Origin of the sequence: Streptomyces sp. SID5785 (assembly GCF_009870065.1) — a bacterium.
Lineage (GTDB): Bacteria > Actinomycetota > Actinomycetes > Streptomycetales > Streptomycetaceae > Streptomyces.
Genome location: NZ_WWIA01000589.1, coordinates 1 through 17,356, shown reverse-complemented (window position 1 = coordinate 17,356; position 17,356 = coordinate 1). Strand labels below are relative to the sequence as shown.

The following is a 17,356-nucleotide window of genomic DNA, read 5'->3' as shown; positions in this document are numbered from 1 at the left end:
GGCGGCGGGCGCCGAGCCGCACGGTGAACGCACCGCGCGTGCGGCCTGCGGCGCGCAGCAGCAGCTCCGCCTCGGCGGTCCGGTCGGCGTGGGCGCGGGCGGCCAGGTCGCCGCTGCGCTCCGCGTCCCAGAGGTGCCGGTGCAGGTCGAGCCGGAAGCGGCGGTCGGGGTGCGGATGCGGATGCGGGTGGCCGCCGGGCGGGCTGCCGCCGGGGCCCGCCCACAGGGCGAGGGAAAGACGCTGTCCGGCGTCGGCGCGGACCGGCATGGTCCGCACGACCAACTGGACGGGCGGGCCGCCCGGTTCACCGTAGTGCGCGAGCGGGACGGTGAGGCCGGGGCGCAGCCGTCCGTCGGGCGCGATGCGGGGCAGGTGCCAGCGCAGCAGGTCCGGGGCGAGCCGGCGCAGGTCGGCGCGGAGGCGGTCGGCGAGGTCGGTGCCGTGGCGGTGGCGCACGGCGCGCAGATCGAGGTCGAGGTCGACGCGGGCCGCGGCGCAGGCACCGGCCCAGTCGCCGACAGCGCGGCGCCGGCCGGCGCTCTCGATCATGGACGGTGGCACGGCGTAACGGCGTACGCGCTGCCACATCGGCAAGTGGGGCGGAATCCCGTCCGCGAGGTGATGTGCCATCAGCACTCACCTTGCGTGGACGATTCCCCCCATCCGTGCGAGGAGAAGTTCATCATCGCGGGCATCGTAACCACACGCGGGCGGATCTGTCAGCCGGGTTTCCGTCCGGCGGGCACAGGGGCCGGACGGGCCGGAGGGCGTCGGTGCCGGGGCGGTGCTGAGGGCACGACGCCTCCCGCACCGCCCCGGCACCGGCACACTCCGGCCCTCGTGGCCTCAGTGCGCGGCAGGTGCCGGGACGTCCGTGCGCTGTTCGGAGATGGCCCCGCCCGACTCCATCGGCGCGGTGACGTCGTCGGCGTCGCGGCGCTTGCCGAGGTGGTTGAAGAGGATGTTGAGGACGACGGCCGCGACGCAGCCGGTGGAGATCCCCGAGTCCAGGATGATCTTCGCGTTGTCCGGGAACGCGTGGTAGAACTCCGGCTCCGCGATCGGGATCAGGCCGACGGCCAGCGAGACGGCGACGATCAGGACGTTGTTGTCCTTCTCCATGCCGGCCTTGACCAGCGTCTGGATGCCGCTCGCCGCGACCGAGCCGAAGAGCACGACTCCGGCACCGCCGAGCACCGGGCGCGGCACGACGGCGATGAGCGAGGCGGCCATCGGGCACAGGCCCATCAGGACGAGGAAGCCGCCGCCGACCGCGACCACGAAGCGGCTGCGGATCTTCGTCATGGCGACCAGGCCGATGTTCTGGGCGAAGGCGCTGCACATGAAGCCGTTGAACAGCGGGCTGACCGCGGAGCCGAGGGTGTCGGCGCGCAGACCGGCGGCGATGGTCTTCTCGTCGGCGGGCCGGCCGACGATCTCACCGAGGGCGAGCATGTCGGCGGTGGACTCGGTCATGGAGACGACCATGACGACGAGCATCGACACGATGGCCGCGGCGGCGAACTGCGGGGCGCCGAAGTGGAACGGGGTCGGGAAGCCGACGACCGCCGCGTCGCCGACCGGCCCGAAGTCGGTGACGCCGAACGGGATGGCGATGAGGGTGCCGAGGACCAGTCCGAGCAGGACGGCGATCTGCTTGACGAATCCGGTGGTGAAGCGGCGCAGCAGCAGCACGATGACGAGGGTGATGCCGGCCAGCGACAGGTTCTTCATCGAACCGAAGTCGGGGGCCGTCTGGTCCGGTCCCTGGGCCCAGCCGAAGGCGACGGGCATGAGGGAGACGCCGATGAGGGTGATGACGGTGCCGGTGACCACCGGCGGGAAGAAGCGGACCATCTTCGAGAAGAAGGGCGCCGCGACGAATCCGATGACCCCGGCGACGATCACCGCCCCGAAGATGACCGGCAGCGCGTCGTCCTTGTCCTTGGTCGAGGCGACGACGGCGAGCATCGGGGCCACGCCCGCGAAGGTCACGCCGTTCACGAAGGGCAGCCGGGCGCCTATCTTCCAGAAGCCGAGCGTCTGCAGGAAGGTCGCGAGTCCGGCGGTGAACAGACAGGCGCCGGTGAGGAAGGTGAGGTCCTTCGGGCTGAGGCCGATCGCCGCGCCGACGATGAGCGGGGGCGCGACGACGCCCGCGTACATGGCGGCGACGTGCTGGAGACCGGTGGTCGCCATCTTGAGCGGCGGCAGCGTCTCGTCGACCGGATGTTTGGTATGCCCCGCGTCTGCTGCCGCGGAGGTGGTGCCTTGCTTGGTGAACCTGGGCTTCGTCGCCACTGCGGCTCCTCCGGTTGTTTTCCGGCACCGGGCGGTCGCCGGTGCTTTGCGCTTCAGGGAGGTGGTGCAAGGTGCAAGGTGGTGCGGTCGTGCTCACTGTTCGGTTGTCGTGCGCCCAGGTAGTGCTGACCGCCCCGGGAACGTGAGGCTTAGGGCCACGTTCCGGGGCGGCACCCGAGCTGCCCGCTCGGCAGCTCGGGTCCCCGGTCAGGGGCCGTCCCCCCTGACCGGAGTCTTGGTTCAGGCCTGTGCGGCGATCCGCGCCAGGCGCTGTGCCTCGTCCCGCGTGGAGCGGGCGATGGCGTCCTCGTCGACGTGCAGGAGGCGGCTGTTCTCCACCACCGGGCGGCCGTTGACGAGAGAGAGGGTGACCGGTGCGGCCGCGCCGAAGACGAGCGCGGTCACCGGGTCGGCGATCGACGAGTGGGCCAGGGTGTCCAGCTTCCACAGGACGAGGTCGGCGAGCTTGCCGGCTTCCAGGGATCCGATCTGGGAGGCACGGCCGAGGACCTGCGCACCGCCGTACGTGCCGAGGCGCAGCGCCTGACGGGCGTTCAGGGCCGCCTCGCGGTGGGCGCCGAGGCGGTTGATGAGCAGGGCGTTGCGCAGTTCGGTGTGGAGTTCGCCCGACTCGTTGGAGGCGGTGCCGTCGACCCCGAGGCCGACGGGGACGCCGGCCGCGAGCATGTCGGGCACGCGGGCGATGCCCGCCGCGAGGCGGGCGTTGGAGGACGGACAGTGCGCGACGCCCGTCTTCGTGCGGCCGAACGCGGCGATGTCGGAGTCGTTCATGTGGACGCTGTGCGCCATCCACACGTCCTCGCCGAGCCAGCCCGTCGACTCGAAGTAGTCGGTCGGGCCCATGCCGAACAGCTCGTGGCAGAACTTCTCCTCCTCGACCGTCTCGCTGCCGTGGGTGTGCAGCCGTACGCCGAGCGAGCGCGCCAGCTCGGCGCCCTGCTTGAGGAGTTCGGTGGACACGGAGAACGGCGAGCAGGGCGCGACGGCGATCTGCGTCATCGCGTCGAAGGAGGAGTCGTGGTGCTTCTTCACCGTCTCCTCGGTCGCCGCGAGGGCGCCTTCGAGGGTCTCGACGGCGAAGTCCGGCGGCAGGCCGCCGTCCTTCTCGCTGCGGTCCATGGAGCCGCGGGCCAGGGTGAAGCGCACGCCCATCTCGGAGGCGGCACGGATGATCGATCCGGAGAGGTCGCCCGAGCCCTGGGGGAACACGTAGTGGTGGTCCATGGCGGTGGTGACACCGCCGCGGGCCATCATCGCGAGGGAGCCCTGCGCCGCCGCGTACGTCATCTGCTCGTCGATGCGCGCCCAGGTCGGGTAGAGCGCCACCAGCCAGTTGAACAGGTTGTGGTCCGTCGCCAGACCGCGGGTGATCCACTGGTAGAAGTGGTGGTGCGTGTTGACCAGGCCGGGCGTGGCCAGGTGGCCGGTGCCGTCGATGCGGCGGACGACGTTCTCGAGGTCCTTCGGGGCCTGTCCCGCTCCGATGGACTCGATCCTGTTGCCGCTGACGACGATGTGGCCCGAGGCGTACTCGGTGTCCTGTGCGTCGACCGTCGCGATCGCGACGTTCTCGATGACGATGCGGTCTGCCGTAGAAGGTGCCATGGTGCTTCCTTCATTTCGTGTGTGGCGATTGGGCACGGCAGGACCCTAGGAGGATTTGAGTGCCGCGGCGGTGCTGCCACGGGTGCCGAGATGGTGGAAGAAGAGATTCAGCGAGACGGCGACGAGTGCGCCGGCGCTGATGCCGGAGCCGAGCACGGTCTGCGCCCAGGCCGGGAAATCGGCGTAGAAGGTGGGTGCCGCGAGCGGGATGATGCCCGCGCCGAGCGAGACGGCCACCAGGATGATGTTGGAGCTGTCGTCGAGGCCCGCCTCCGAGAGGGTGCGGATGCCGCTGACGGCGATGGAGCCGAACAGGACGATGCCCGCGCCGCCGAGGACCGGCATGGGGACCATCGAGACGACCGCGCCGAGGACCGGGAACGCGCCGAGGACGAGCAGGGCGCCGCCGGCGACGGCGACGACGTAGCGGCTGCGCACCTTGGTGAGCGAGACGACGCCGACGTTCTGGGCGAAGGCCGAGGTCGGGAAGCCGCCGAAGACCGGGCCGAGGAAGGTCGCGATGCCGTCGGTGCGCAGACCGCGGGTGATGGTCCTGCCGTCGCAGTCCCGCTCGCAGATCTCGCCGATGGCGAGCATCCCGGCGCTGGACTCGGTCATCAGGACGAGCATGACGAGGCAGAGCGAGACGATCGCGGCGGGCTGGAACTCGGGGGCGCCGAAGGCGAAGGGCGTCGGCAGGGCGGCCACGGGTGCGGACTTCAGGGAGCTGAAGTCCGCCATCCCGAAGGGGATCGCGGCCAGTGTGCCGATCAACAGGCCGAAGAGCAGGGCGACCTGCTTGACGAAGCCCTTGCCGAAGCGCTGGATCAGGAGGATGACGACGAGGGTGAAACCGGCGAGCGCGAGGTAGCGCATGTCGCCGTAGTCGGCGGCGGTCTTGTCGCCGCCCTGGGCCCAGCCGACCGGTACGGGCATCAGCGTCACCCCGATGAGGGTGATGACGACGCCGGTGACGAGCGGAGGGAAGAAGCGCAGGAGCCGGCCGAAGAACGGGCCGATGGCGAGGCAGAAGACGCCCGCGACCATCACGGCCCCGTAGATCGCGGGGAGTTGGTCTCCGTCCGCGTTGGTCTCGGCGATGGCGAGCATCGGCGCGATGCCCGCGGAGGACGCGGCGTTGACGAAGGGCAGCCGGTTTCCGACGAGGCCCTTGACGCCGAGCGTCTGGAGCAGGGTGGCCACACCGGCGATGAGCAGGGACGCGGCGATCAGCCGGGTCTGTCCCGCGGTGTCGAGGTGGACGGCCTGGCCGATGATGAGCGGCGGGGTGACGACGCCCGCGTACATGGCCGCGATGTGCTGGAGTGCGGCGGGGACGAGCCGCGACGGGTGGAGCTTCTCATCCACCGGGTGGACCGCCGCGGCGGTTCCTTTGGTGCTGTCCGGTGGGGTGGAACACGGGCCTTCGGTGTCCGCCGGCCCCTTTGCTGGCACTGCCATTGCTTATGTTCCCTCCGGTGTGGCGCGCCCCCGCCGACTGCGGCGGGCGGGGGCGCGCGCCCCGCGTCAGAGGTTGGTCATGTCGACCGGGATGCGCTGGTCGGCGCCGTCCCGCAGGATCGTGGCCTCGATCAGGCCGTAGGGGCGGTCGGCGGCCCAGTACACGGCGCCGTCCTTCGCCTCGTTCTCCAGGCCGAAGGGCGACAGGTCCTGGCGGAAGTGGTGCTTGTTCGGCGCGGAGAAGCGGATCTCGTCGATCTCGGCGCGGTTGTTGATGATCCGCGAACCCATCTGGAAGAGGGTCTGCTGCAGCGAGAGCGAGTACGTCTCGACGAAGGCCTCGAGCATGTGCTTCTTGGCCTGGTCGTAGGACTTGTTCCACTGGGGCGTGCGCTCGTCGTCGGACGTCCAGTTGTGCCGCCACCACGTCGACAGGGACGTGGCGAGGATACGGTCGTAGTCCTCCTTGAGCGTCGTGTACTTGTCCTTGATGAAGCCCCAGAACTCCGAGTTGGTGGTGTTCATGACGGTGAGGTCCTTGAGGCCGGAGAGGACCTCGAACTTCTCGCCGTCATAGGTGACCTGCGCGAGGCGGATCTCCTGGCCCTTGCGGACGAAGGAGTGCTTGACCTCGTCGGAGCCGATGAACTTCGAGCCCGCGTCGGAGCCGGAGATGCGCTCCCAGGAGTACTCCTCGAGACGGATGCGCGCCCGGTGGATGGACGGCTGGCTCTCGACGAAGTGCCGGGCGAGCTCGATGCCGTACTGCTCGATCGACTCGATCCCGTGTTCCTTGGCGAACGCGAAGCAGGTGTTCTTGGTGGTGTCGGTCGGCAGGCAGTGGGCGTTCGACCCGGTCAGGTGGACGTCGTCGAGGTCGCCGCTGAGGGCGACCGAGACGTTGACGTCCTTGATGTGATGGGTGTCGCCGTCCCGCGTGATCTTGACAACGCGGTTCTCCGCCTTGCCGTACTGGTTCTGGCCCAGGATCGTAGGCATGTCTGCTAGCTCCCTCGGTAAACGGAGTAGCCGAACGGGTTGAGCAGCAGCGGCACGTGGTAGTGCTCGCCCGGCCTGACGGCGAACGTGATCGCCACCTCCGGGAAGAACGTGTCGCTGTCCCGATTCGCGGGGGCGTCCTGCTGCGCATCGGCTTGCTGGTTCGCGGACTTCTTGGTGAAGTACGCCTCGATCTCGAAGTCGAGACGTACGTGGGTGGTGCCCTCCGGCAGGGCCGGCAGGTCCTTGCAGCGTCCGTCCGCGTCGGTGGCCGAACCGCCGAGCGCCACCCAGGCGGCGTCCGAACCGGCGCGTGCCGCAAGGGAGATGGCGACGCCCTCGGCGGGGCGTCCGATGCTGGTGTCCAGGATGTGCGTGGACACCGAAGCGGTGGTCTCGGTGCTCATCGGGCGTTGTCCTCTTCTTCCACGAGGCGGGTGAGACGGATCCGGTTGATCTTGCCCAGCTCGGTGCGGACGATGTCGCGCTCCCGCTCGGGCGTGTTGCGGATCCGGTCCTTGAGCGCCGCGAGCATCTGCTCCCCGGTGGCGCCGGTGGCGCAGATGAGGAAGACGTGTCCGAACCGGTCCTGGTAGGCCAGGTTCAGTTCGAGCATCTCGGCCTTGAGCTCCTCGGAGGCGCCCGCCATGCCGCGCTGCTCGCGCGACGAGGTGGGGTCCCCCGGCTTCGGGCGGCCGATCGGCGGGTGCCCCGCCATCGCCTCGGCGAGGTCGTGGTCGGTCAGTGCCGCCGTGGCGGCGTCACTGGCCAGGAAGAGTCCCTCTACGGTGGCGAAGGGGCGCTGGGCGAGGATCTTGCTCCCCCACGCCGATGAAGCACACACCTCGTGGAGCTCGGCCTGGGCCGTGCTCTCGTCCGAGGTGTTGAACCGGGTCAGACCCGGCATCGAACCTGAAGTCACGGGGTGCCTCCGTGGCCTTGTGCTGGACGGGCTGCGGATAGCTAACGCCCTCGGAAACACCACGTCAACAGTTTGTTGAAAACTTGGCGCAACGAAAAGCCGCCGCCCGGAATCCGGACGGCGGCCGTTGACACCGATATCACCCCAGGTCAGAGGGGTGCTGTGGGGTCAGCAGGGGTCAGGAGGTCTTCTCCCTGTTGAGGTAGTTGTACACAGTGAAGCGCGAGACGCCGAGCGCGCCGGCGACGGTCTCCACCCCGTGCCGCACCGAAAAGGCACCGCGTCCTTCCAGGACCCGCACGACCTCCTGCTTCTCGCGCCGGTCCAGATCGGCCAGCGGTCTGCCCTTGGCGCGCTCCATGGCGGCCAGGATGTGGTCCAGGGAGTCCGCGAGCTGGGGCAGGCGCACGGCGGCCACGTCGGCCCCCTGCCAGCTCAGCACGACGTCGTCCAGACCTCCGTCGCCGGGCGGGAGCAGCTCCCCGCCCATGGCGTCGACCAGTGGCTTCACGGCCGTGATGAACGCCTCGCCCGAGGCGGTCCCGCCCCCCGTGTCCGTCACGCCTTGTCCTCCCCCACCACGTTGACCTGGAGCGAGATGCGGGTGGCGCCGGTCGCGAGACTCTCGCGCAGCAGCGCGTCGACCGCGCCGAGGACCGCGTCCCGTTCGCCCTCGGCCGTGTTGCCGAACGGCCCCACGTCGACCGCGTCGAGCTCCGCCGCCTCGATCACCCGGCGGGCCGCCACCGCGTGCGCGGGCGCCTCGTCGAGATCGAAGGGCTCCGTCGTGAATTCCACTCTCAATCGCACCCGCTCAACCTAACCCGCCGCGGGCCCGGGCGGTCAGGGCAGCGGGCAGGTCTTCGTACCGGGCTTCTGGTAGGTCCGGTACAGGGGCGAGCGGTCACGGCGCTCCTCGGGGAAGGTCACTACGGGGACGGGCTTGCACACCGGCCACAGTCCGCTCGCCCGCTCCCCCGGGGTGCCGTGCTCCTTGGAGCTCCCCGTGGCGTCCTCGTCGGCGAACGTGAAGACGCCGCCGGCGCCGGGCACGCAGGTCGCCGCGCAGTGCCCGAGCGGGCTGCCGCGGCCGAGCTCGCCGTGCACGTCGTCCTTGCCGACGGCCGGGACGCCGTTGTCGGTGACGGCGGCGACGGCCGTGCCGACCGCCGTGAGCGCGTCGTGGAACATGACCGCGTACCCGTCGTTCAGGGCGTCCCGCGGCTCCTTCGTGAAGGAGCCGTCGTAGGCGCGGGCGAAGGCGCCGAAGGCCTTGGGGACCTGCTCGTCGCGGCCGCGGCCGGCCCGCCAGCGCGGGGCGTCGACGGCCGCGGCGGTGACGATCTCGATCCCGTCCCGGTCGGCCAGCTCCTTCAGCCCCTTCGTCTCGGTGACCGGGTCGCGGCCGGTGCTGACCCGCAGGATGCGCAGCGGCTCCTCGCCGGCGGCCCGGTCGCAGGAGCTGATCGAGTCGATCGTGCGCAGGAACGGCGGCAGGTCGGCGTCCCGGCCCGCGAAGAACACGGTGCGGGTGCCGTCGGCGCACATCCCGGACACGGCCCGCCGGAAGATCTGCGGGGTGCCCGCGGCGGGGCCCTTGATGCCCCGGTAGTACTCGATGCGGCGGTCCACGGCGTCGTCGGTGATGCCGTAGGCGGCGCCGAACTCGCGGCGGAAGACGTCCCGCAGGTTCGTGACGTAGTTGTCCTCGCGGCTGTCGGCGACCATGAACGTCCGGTCGCGGTCCACGCCGTTCGCGCTCACGTACCGCTTGAGGGCGTCCACCAGCTGGTCGGTGGACGGCGAGACCTTGAACAGGTACGGGCTCTCCATGTCGCGCGAGCTGAGCACGGCGCTGACCGCCGGGATGTGGGCGGGCGCGAGTCCCTTGCGCACGGAGTCGAGGGTGCGGGTGTCGCTGTTGGGGAAGCCGATCGCGGCGACGACGGGCGCCACCGTGCCCGCGGCGCTGCGGGCGGCGAGCTCGTCGGTCACGGTGCGCCAGTGGCCGAGGTCCTCGCCGACGTTGGCGAACAGCAGCTGGACGGCGGTGTCGGCGGTCGCGGGCCCGTGGTTGTGGGCGTGCTGGGCCACGTAGGCGCCCTGCAGCGAGTGCCGGATCAGCTCCTCGGACATCGCGGCGCCCGGATGGTTCGCCGTGAACGGCATGACGACGGCGACGCTGACGACGGGGCGCCCCGAGGTGCGGGCCGCCGTGTTCTCCGTGGCGATCCGCCCGAGGACGTCGCGCAGGCCGGGCGCGAACGGGTAGGCGCGCGCCGTGACGCCGATGCACTCGCCGTCGGGGCCCGTGCGCCGCAGCTCCTGCCCGGCGGTGCAGTAGTCGCGGTGGTGGCGGTACGAGCCGATGCCCCACCAGGCGCCGGCCCCGGTCAGCACGGCGACGAGCGCCCACAGCGCCACGACGTCGATGAGTCCGAGCACCCGGAAGCGGAGCCGGCCCGGCAGCCAGGCCCAGCTCCTGCGGTCGCGCAGGGTCATCGGGTGCCTCCCGTCCGGGCCGTGCGGGCGGGCGCGGCCGCCTCGTCCAGCGGCCAGTCGTCGCCGTCGCGCACGGCGCGCGGCCAGCGGACGGCGGCCTGGGCGAGGACCGCGCGCCCGGTCAGGTGCTGGGCGGACAGGAACGACAGGTCCTGTCCGATCCGGTCGGCCAGGGTCCGGTCGGCCTCGGCCAGTTCGTCGGCGGCGTACCACAGGGCGTGCAGCAGCCGGTTGACCGCCTGCTTCTCCAGGCCGACGCCGGGGTCGGCCTGGAGCTGGAGCCGGTCCCTGCGGCCCTTGCCGACCTCCTGGCACTGCTCGAACCAGAGGGCTCCGGGCGGGCGCGGCGCGTGCGTCACGGTCCGCAGGGTGTGCAGCCAGTCCTGGGCGCTGCCCTCGGGGTCGAGGAACCCCGCGTGCAGCACGTCGACGACCTCCTGCGCCTCACCGGCGGCGAGCCGGTGCCACAGGAAGCGGGCCCGTTCCTCGCGGCCCGCGGTGCCCGAGCGGCTGCCGGCCCGCCGCAGGTGGTGCTCGGCGAGCAGGGCGTGCGCTCCGGCCCAGTCCACGCCGCCCGCACCGCGCCCGCTGCGCATCTGGTGCACGAGCAGGGCGCGCAGGAAGCGGTCGGTGATGAAGGGGCGGCTGCCGGTGCCGCGGGACCAGCGTTCGCGTTCGAGCTGGGCGGCGACGCCGTCGGCCGCGGCGAGGCCGTCGATGCGGCGGGGCACCCAGCGCTCGGCGAGCTGTTCGGCGGCCTCCCGGTCCCAGGCGAGCGAGAACAGGCAGAGCTCGTCGTGGTTCTCGCTGCCGACCAGGGTGTTCAGGAGCCGCCAGATGACGGACTCGCCCGCGCCGCCGGGATGGTCGAGGTCGAGGAGCTCCTCGGCGGTGACCCACTCCCCGTCGCGGGCCTTGTGCACGACGGCGTCGCAGAGCCGGCGGGCACCCATGGGGTGGCCGCGGGTGACGTCGTGCACGGCGGTCGCGATGTACGGGTCGAAGGTGGCGCGCTCGTCGCGGCGCAGCATGCGTTCGAGGTGCTCGGTGTCCAGGGGCGGCAGCGGCAGCAGCAGGACGCCGGCGGAGGGTTCGGTGCCGGTGCGCCGCCAGCCGGAGTCGACGCCGATCTCGTGGAGGGCGCGCACGGTGGCGGCGGGGTGCGCGACGCTGTCCTCGTCGGCGGTGGCGGCGCCGTCGTCGCCGCGCAGTTCGGTCGCGATGACGACGAGCGGGTCGCGGGGGCCGCGGGCCGGGGCGGCGCGCTGTTCCAGGAGCAGTTCGAGGAAGTCGCGGCCGGGGTCGGCGTGCACGTTGTCGAGCAGGACCAGGGGGCGGGGCGCGCGGTTGCCGCGGCGCAGCGGGCCGTAGCGCAGGTCGCGCAGGAACGCGGCCATCAGCATGCGTTCGACGCCGCGCCGGAAGCCGCGGCCCTGGTGGAACTCGCGGCAGAGCCGTGCCACGGTGCGGGCGCGCTCGGCGGCGGGCACCCGGGTGGGGCGGGCGGCGGCGCCGGGCGGCATGCCGCGCAGCCGGTTGTCGGTGGCGGAGCGGTGGTTCTCGTACCAGGCGGCGATGCGGCGGGCGGCGAGGCGGCGCGAGCGCCTGCGATAGGGGCGGCCGAGGTAGCTGCGCACGGCGGCCTCGGGGAGCTCGTCGGGGTCCGGGGAGCTGCCGTCGGGCGGCACGGTCAGGGCGGAGCGGAACAGGGAGTCCCAGGTCGCGGGGGGTCCGGTGCCGTCGGGGGCGCCGGCCAGGGCGCGGGCGTGGCGGTCGGCGACGTACCGCTCGTCGGCGTTGCCGGGGCGCCGGGCGGAGATCACGGCGAGCAGGCCCGCGGTGGTGCGCGGGAAGCGCAGCCGGCCGAAGCCGGCGACGGGCCGGGACAGCTGGGTGACGAGTTCGACGAGCATCTCGACGGCGTGCGAGTTGTTGGAGATCTCCGGGCCGACGCGGGCGCGCTCCCACAGTGCGGTGCAGTTGATCCGGGCGAAGGGCACGCGGGGCCCCGGCCAGGGCCCGGCCGCGGGGGCGTAGGCCTGCTGGAGGTCGCCGAGCATGGCGCTCTTGCCGGTGCCGTGCCGTCCGCTGAGCAGGACGACGGGCAGGTCGTCGGCGAACTCGTGGTGGCGGCGTCTGCGGTGGTGTTCGCGTTCGAGGCCGACGAGTCGGGGGACGAGCCGGCCGAGCAGCGGCTGGCGCGCGTACACCTCGGGGATCTGTTCGGGGGACGGGGACGCCGGGGTCGGGGCGCGGTCGGGTCCTGCGGGGCCGGTCGGGTCGCCCGGACCGGCCGGGTCCCCGGGAGCTCTCGGATCTCTCGGCGCGGTCACGGCAGCCTCAGCATCCCCGTGATCACGTCGGAGACGATGCCGGTCATCATGTCGCGGCCCATGGTGCCGCCGGACTGCAGCAGATTGCGGCTGTGCTCCAGGAAGCGGCGGCGGACCCCGGCGTCGGGCTCGGCGCCGTCGCGGGCGGCGTCGGTGAGGGCACCGGCCAGCTCCCGGACCTGGCGCAGCTCGCTGTCGCCCTCGGTGAGGTCGGGCCGGGACGCCTGGACGAGCTGGGCCAGCTGGTCGAAGGAGAGGAAGACGCCGGTGCCCTGCTCGTCGACGCCGATGCGCACGGGGGTGGGCAGTTCGAGGTGGTCCTTGGCGTGCTCCAGGTCCTCGAAGGCGAGCTGGCGGCCGCAGTAGAAGGCCTCCGGCGCCCACAGGAAGTCCTCGGCGTTCTGCTCGCCGGTGGGGTGCTGGCCGTCCCGGTCCCACCAGGCGAACAGGGCCGCCTTGGCGTAGCGCCTGCGCGTGTCGCGGTCGGCGTAGGCCTCGTCCCAGGCGCGGGTCTCGGCGAGACCGACCTCGGTGGGGCTGACCAGGGGCGGCACGGCGCCCGAGTCGTTGTGCACGGTGATCCAGCCGAGTGCGGCCAGTCTGGCCACGATGTGCTCGACGAGATCGAGACTGCAGCGTCCGTGCTCCGCGTAGTCGGCACTGGCCACGCGGGCGCCGGGGGCACCCGCGGTCTCGGCGAGCCAGCGCAGGAAGCGCGCGGAGGCGGCCCCCGTCTCGTCGTACACCGGTGACAGCCCGTTCGTGGGCACTGCCCGGGACCCGCTCATGCTCCCCCCAACTCCCATGACCCGCAACGGGCGTTCGCCTGCCCAGAACCCGTGGGTCACACACGTGACGGCGGCGGTTTCTTCGCACTCGTCCGGGCGGCCTCCCGGACGGGCGTTCGGGTGCGAGTCGGCAGATTTCGGCGGAACCTCGCGCGGAGCCTCTTGACAGCCGGGAGGCCTTCCAGGCAATCTTCCATCACGCAGAAAGAAACTTCCGCAATACGGAATCAACCGTCTCGCGGAGCACGGATCCGGGCACACGGACCAGAAGGGAGCGCCGACCCTCATGGGATTCGCGGACCAGCGCTTCAACGTCAACCTGTCGATCCTCTTCACGGAGCTCCCGCTCCTGGAGCGTCCCGCGGCCGCCGCCGCGGCGGGCTTCACCGCGGTCGAGCTGTGGTGGCCCTGGGTCGACGCCCCCACCCCCGAGCAGTCCGAGCTCGACGCGCTGCGCGGCGCGATCCAGGACGCGGGCGTCCAGCTCACCGGCCTGAACTTCTACGCCGGACAGCTGCCGGGCCCCGACCGCGGCGCGCTCTCCGTGCCGGGCGAGGAGAGCGAGAAGTTCCGGGCGAACATCGACGTCGCCGCCGACTTCGCGCAGTCCCTCGGCTGCACGGCGCTCAACGCCCTCTACGGCAACCGCGTCGAGGGCGTGGACCCGGCCGTCCAGGACGAGCTGGCCCTGGAGAACCTGGTGCTCGCGGCCCGCGCGGCCGACCGCGTCGGCGCCGTGCTGCTCATCGAGGCGCTCAACCGCCCCGAGTCGCCCGCCTGCCCGATCGTGAGCGCCCCCAAGGCGATCGAGATCGTCGACAAGGTGAACGCGGCGACCGGCCTCGGCAACGCCAAGTTCCTCATGGACCTGTACCACCTGTCGATGAACGGCGAGGACCTCCAGCAGGTCATCAGCGCGTACACGGACAAGACCGCACACGTGCAGATCGCGGACAACCCCGGCCGCGGCGCGCCGGGCACCGGCACGCTCCCGCTCGAGGACCTCCTCGACCAGCTCGCGAAGGCCGGCTACGACGGCTACGTGGGCCTGGAGTACAAGCCGGGCGACCGCCCGAGCGCCGAGGCCTTCGACTGGCTGCCGCGCGAGGCCCGCGCCGCGCGCCGCTGAGCCGCGCACCGGCCACATCGACGCATCACCGCCTTCCCGAGCTTTTTTGGAGTCACCCTCATGAGCAACAACCTCCCCAAGGTCGCGTGGATCGGTCTCGGCATCATGGGCTCGCCCATGTCGGAGAACCTGATCAAGGCCGGCTACGACGTCACGGGCTTCACCCTGGAGCAGGACAAGCTGGACCGCCTCGCCGCGGCCGGCGGCAAGGCCGTGAAGTCGATCGCCGAGGCCGTCGGGGACGCCGACGTCATCGTGACGATGGTGCCCGCGTCCCCGCAGGTCGAGGCCATCAACTACGGCCCGGACGGCATCCTCGAGAACGCGCGGTCGGGCGCGCTGATCGTCGACATGTCGTCGATCACCCCGCAGACCTCGATCGACCTGGCGAAGAATGCCGAGGAGAAGGGCATCCGCGTCATCGACGCCCCCGTCTCCGGCGGCGAGGCCGGTGCCATCGAGGCCGTCCTGTCGATCATGGTCGGCGGTGAGCAGGCCGACTTCGACGAGGCCAAGCCGCTCCTCGAGGCCCTGGGCAAGACCATCGTGCTGTGCGGTCCGCACGGCTCGGGCCAGACCGTGAAGGCCGCCAACCAGCTGATCGTCGCCGTGAACATCCAGGCGTGCGCCGAGGCCGTGGTGTTCCTCGAGAAGTCCGGCGTGGACCTGACCGCCGCGCTCGACGTCCTCAACGGGGGGCTGGCGGGCTCGACCGTGCTGACCCGCAAGAAGGACAACTTCCTGAACCGCGACTTCAAGCCCGGCTTCCGGATCGACCTGCACCACAAGGACATGGGCATCGTCACCGACGCCGCCCGCACCGTGGGCGCGGCCCTCCCGGTCGGCGCCGTGGTGGCCCAGCTGGTCGCCTCGCTGCGCGCCCAGGGCGACGGCGGCCTGGACCACTCGGCCCTGCTGCGCGCCGTCGAGCGCCTCTCGGGCAACCAGGTGGCCTGACCCTCCCCAAAGCTTCCGGGCCGCGGCGGCGCTGACACCTGTCCTGTCGCGCCCAGGCGCCGCCGCGGCCCGGAACCCATGCCCACCGATTCAACAACTTGTTGAAAAGGTTCCCCCAGAACTTCAACAAACTGTTGACGTAGCTGTTCAGGGGTATCTACGCTCCCCACATCGTCAGCAGCCACTGCACGGAAGGTCGCCTCGAAACAATGCCGAAGCGTGTGCTCACGACCGAGTCCGGCGCCCCTGTCGCCGACAACCAGAACTCCGCCACCGCCGGCGCCGGCGGCCCCCTCCTGCTCCAGGACCAGCACCTCCTGGAGAAGCTCGCCCGCTTCAACCGCGAGCGCATCCCGGAGCGCGTGGTGCACGCCCGCGGTTCCGGCGCGTACGGCTACTTCGAGGTGACGGACGACGTCACCGGCTTCACGTACGCCGACTTCCTGAACACGATCGGCAAGCGCACCGAGGTCTTCCTGCGCTTCTCGACCGTCGCCGACAACCTCGGCGGCGCGGACGCCGTCCGTGACCCCCGCGGCTTCGCGCTGAAGTTCTACACCGAGGAGGGCAACTACGACCTCGTCGGCAACAACACCCCGGTCTTCTTCATCAAGGACCCGCTGAAGTTCCCCGACTTCATCCACTCCCAGAAGCGCGACCCCTTCACGGGCAAGCAGGAGCCGGAGAACGTCTGGGACTTCTGGGCGCACGCCCCCGAGGCCACGCACCAGATCACCTGGCTCATGGGCGACCGCGGCATCCCCGCCTCGTACCGCCACATGAACGGCTACGGCTCGCACACCTACCAGTGGACGAACGAGCAGGGCGAAGCCTTCTTCGTGAAGTACCACTTCAAGACGAACCAGGGCATCCGCTCCCTGTCGTCGGAGCAGGCCGCCGAGATCGCGGGCAGCGACCCGAACTCGCACCAGACGGACCTGCTGCAGGCCATCGAGCGCGGCGTGAACCCGTCCTGGACGCTCTACGTGCAGATCATGCCGGCGGCCGAGGCGGCGGACTACCAGTTCAACCCGTTCGACCTCACCAAGGTGTGGCCGCACAAGGACTACCCGCTGCAGCGCGTGGGCCGGCTGGTCCTGGACCGCAACCCCGACAACGTCTTCGCCGAGGTCGAGCAGGCCGCCTTCTCCCCGAACAACTTCGTTCCGGGCATCGGCCCCTCCCCCGACAAGATGCTGCAGGGCCGCCTGTTCGCCTACGCGGACGCGCACCGCTACCGTCTGGGCGTCAACCACACCCAGCTCGCGGTCAACGCGCCGAAGGCGACCGAGGCGGACAACTACGGCCGCGACGGCCTGATGGCGTCCAACGCCTACGCCCGCAGCCGCAAGAACTACGAGCCGAACTCCTTCGACGGCCCCGCCGAGACCGGCCGCGCGCTCGCCGCGCCGCTCGCGGTCTCCGGCTACACGGGCACGCACGAGGCCCCGGCCCACACCAAGGACGACGACTTCTTCCAGGCCGGCGAGCTGTACCGGCTGATGTCCGAGGACGAGAAGGGACGCCTGGTCGCGAACATCGCGGGCGGCCTCTCCCAGGTCTCGCGCGACGACATCGTGGAGAAGAACCTCGCCCACTTCCACGCCGCCGACGCCGACTACGGCAAGCGCGTCGAGGAAGCCGTCCGCGCCCTGCGCGAGGACTAGTTCCCTCGAGGAACACCCAGGCTGCGTACGGGGAATGACGGGAGGTCAGTCCCTGTGCGCACAAGCCCGCACCTGCTGCGCGACCCGGATGAGGGGTGGTCGTGCGGCGGGTCGCGGGACGACGAGGACCGCGGCCGGCCGGTGCGAGCCAGTGCGGTGGTGAAGGTCCTCCGGCTCCCCTCTCGACCTGAGGGAGGGCAGCCGGTGGTCCGTCGCCCGGCCGCCGCGGTCCCAGCGGCTCCGTCCGGCGGCGCGCATGCATGTTCCGCCAGTCGCGCGCGGTCGGACGGCAACCACCTCCCGCACCAGAGCCCCGGGTACGACGGTCCGTACCCGGGGCTCTTCGCCGTGCGCGGGCGCTACGGAACGCGCCGTGCGCGGACGCTACGGAAGCAGGCCCGCGCGGCGCGCCGCCACCACGGCCTCGCCACGGGTGTGTGCGCCCAGCCTGCGCATGGCCGAGCGCAGATAGCCCTTCACGGTCTCCGGCCGCAGCCCGAGACGCTCCGCGGCCACCGCGTTCGTCGCGCCCGCGGCGACGCACGCGAGCACGTCCACCTCGCGCGGTGCGAGCGCCACCGGGGCCTGCCGGGGCGGCGGGGCCGCCGCCGAGGCCAGCCGGCCGCACACCGCGAGCAGTTCGGCCCGCAGCGCCGGGTCCACGATCCGC

General features: G+C 71.6%; 15 protein-coding genes and 1 pseudogene. 3 read left to right on the top strand and 13 right to left on the bottom strand.

From position 1 onward, the window contains the following. The 12 genes and pseudogenes from GTW43_RS19260 to GTW43_RS19205 form a co-directional block, all read right to left on the bottom strand. Positions 1-631, bottom strand: a pseudogene (locus tag GTW43_RS19260) (hypothetical protein); the annotation flags it as partial. A 216-nt stretch (positions 632-847) separates the two neighbouring features. Beyond that, positions 848-2,200 carry a nucleobase:cation symporter-2 family protein gene (locus tag GTW43_RS19255; protein WP_161303264.1) on the bottom strand — a complete coding sequence of 451 codons (1,353 nt, stop codon included), beginning with the start codon at positions 2,198-2,200 and terminating at the stop codon, positions 848-850. Positions 2,201-2,542: 342 nt separating this feature from the next. Then, positions 2,543-3,928 (bottom strand): 8-oxoguanine deaminase, encoded by a 1,386-nt coding sequence (locus GTW43_RS19250; protein WP_161303262.1) that lies wholly within the window; start codon positions 3,926-3,928, stop codon positions 2,543-2,545. Positions 3,929-3,973: 45 nt separating this feature from the next. After that, a complete protein-coding gene (locus GTW43_RS19245; protein WP_161303261.1) occupies positions 3,974-5,389 on the bottom strand; it encodes a nucleobase:cation symporter-2 family protein in 1,416 nt (471 codons plus the stop codon). Positions 5,390-5,455: 66 nt separating this feature from the next. Further along, positions 5,456-6,388, bottom strand: coding sequence for a factor-independent urate hydroxylase (gene pucL, locus GTW43_RS19240; RefSeq protein WP_161303260.1), 933 nt, complete (start codon positions 6,386-6,388; stop codon positions 5,456-5,458). Between the two features lie 5 nt (positions 6,389-6,393). Next, positions 6,394-6,795, bottom strand: coding sequence for a hydroxyisourate hydrolase (gene uraH, locus GTW43_RS19235; RefSeq protein WP_161303259.1), 402 nt, complete (start codon positions 6,793-6,795; stop codon positions 6,394-6,396). Continuing rightward, on the bottom strand, positions 6,792-7,310 hold the full coding sequence (uraD, locus tag GTW43_RS19230) for a 2-oxo-4-hydroxy-4-carboxy-5-ureidoimidazoline decarboxylase (RefSeq protein WP_161303258.1): 519 nt from the start codon (positions 7,308-7,310) through the stop codon (positions 6,792-6,794). Before uraD ends, uraH begins: the two co-directional genes overlap by 4 nt. A gap of 178 nt (positions 7,311-7,488) precedes the next feature. After that, positions 7,489-7,800, bottom strand: coding sequence for a helix-turn-helix domain-containing protein (locus tag GTW43_RS19225; RefSeq protein ID WP_161303263.1), 312 nt, complete (start codon positions 7,798-7,800; stop codon positions 7,489-7,491). A 68-nt stretch (positions 7,801-7,868) separates the two neighbouring features. After that, a complete protein-coding gene (locus GTW43_RS19220; RefSeq protein ID WP_161303257.1) occupies positions 7,869-8,120 on the bottom strand; it encodes a hypothetical protein in 252 nt (83 codons plus the stop codon). Positions 8,121-8,153: 33 nt separating this feature from the next. Further along, on the bottom strand, positions 8,154-9,812 hold the full coding sequence (locus tag GTW43_RS19215; RefSeq protein ID WP_161303256.1) for a hypothetical protein: 1,659 nt from the start codon (positions 9,810-9,812) through the stop codon (positions 8,154-8,156). After that, positions 9,809-12,145, bottom strand: coding sequence for a hypothetical protein (locus GTW43_RS19210; RefSeq protein WP_161303255.1), 2,337 nt, complete (start codon positions 12,143-12,145; stop codon positions 9,809-9,811). Before GTW43_RS19210 ends, GTW43_RS19215 begins: the two co-directional genes overlap by 4 nt. After that, positions 12,142-12,933 (bottom strand): hypothetical protein, encoded by a 792-nt coding sequence (locus GTW43_RS19205; protein ID WP_161303254.1) that lies wholly within the window; start codon positions 12,931-12,933, stop codon positions 12,142-12,144. The genes GTW43_RS19210 and GTW43_RS19205 overlap by 4 nt, the downstream gene beginning before the upstream one ends. Before the next feature lie 286 nt (positions 12,934-13,219). Here GTW43_RS19205 and GTW43_RS19200 point away from each other — a divergent pair, with 286 nt between their 5' ends. The 3 genes from GTW43_RS19200 to GTW43_RS19190 all read left to right on the top strand — a co-directional run bounded on the left by GTW43_RS19200 (position 13,220) and on the right by GTW43_RS19190 (position 16,686). Beyond that, the gene (locus tag GTW43_RS19200) at positions 13,220-14,062 is read left to right on the top strand and encodes a TIM barrel protein (protein ID WP_161303253.1); all 843 of its coding nucleotides are present in this window, start codon (positions 13,220-13,222) and stop codon (positions 14,060-14,062) included. A 60-nt stretch (positions 14,063-14,122) separates the two neighbouring features. Further along, on the top strand, positions 14,123-15,019 hold the full coding sequence (locus GTW43_RS19195) for a 2-hydroxy-3-oxopropionate reductase (RefSeq protein WP_161303252.1): 897 nt from the start codon (positions 14,123-14,125) through the stop codon (positions 15,017-15,019). Between the two features lie 209 nt (positions 15,020-15,228). Then, the gene (locus tag GTW43_RS19190; protein WP_161303251.1) at positions 15,229-16,686 is read left to right on the top strand and encodes a catalase; all 1,458 of its coding nucleotides are present in this window, start codon (positions 15,229-15,231) and stop codon (positions 16,684-16,686) included. 384 nt (positions 16,687-17,070) lie between these two features. Here GTW43_RS19190 and GTW43_RS19185 read toward each other — a convergent pair. Continuing rightward, positions 17,071-17,356: LuxR C-terminal-related transcriptional regulator (locus tag GTW43_RS19185; protein WP_237536693.1), on the bottom strand; the 286-nt coding region annotated here is incomplete at its 5' end.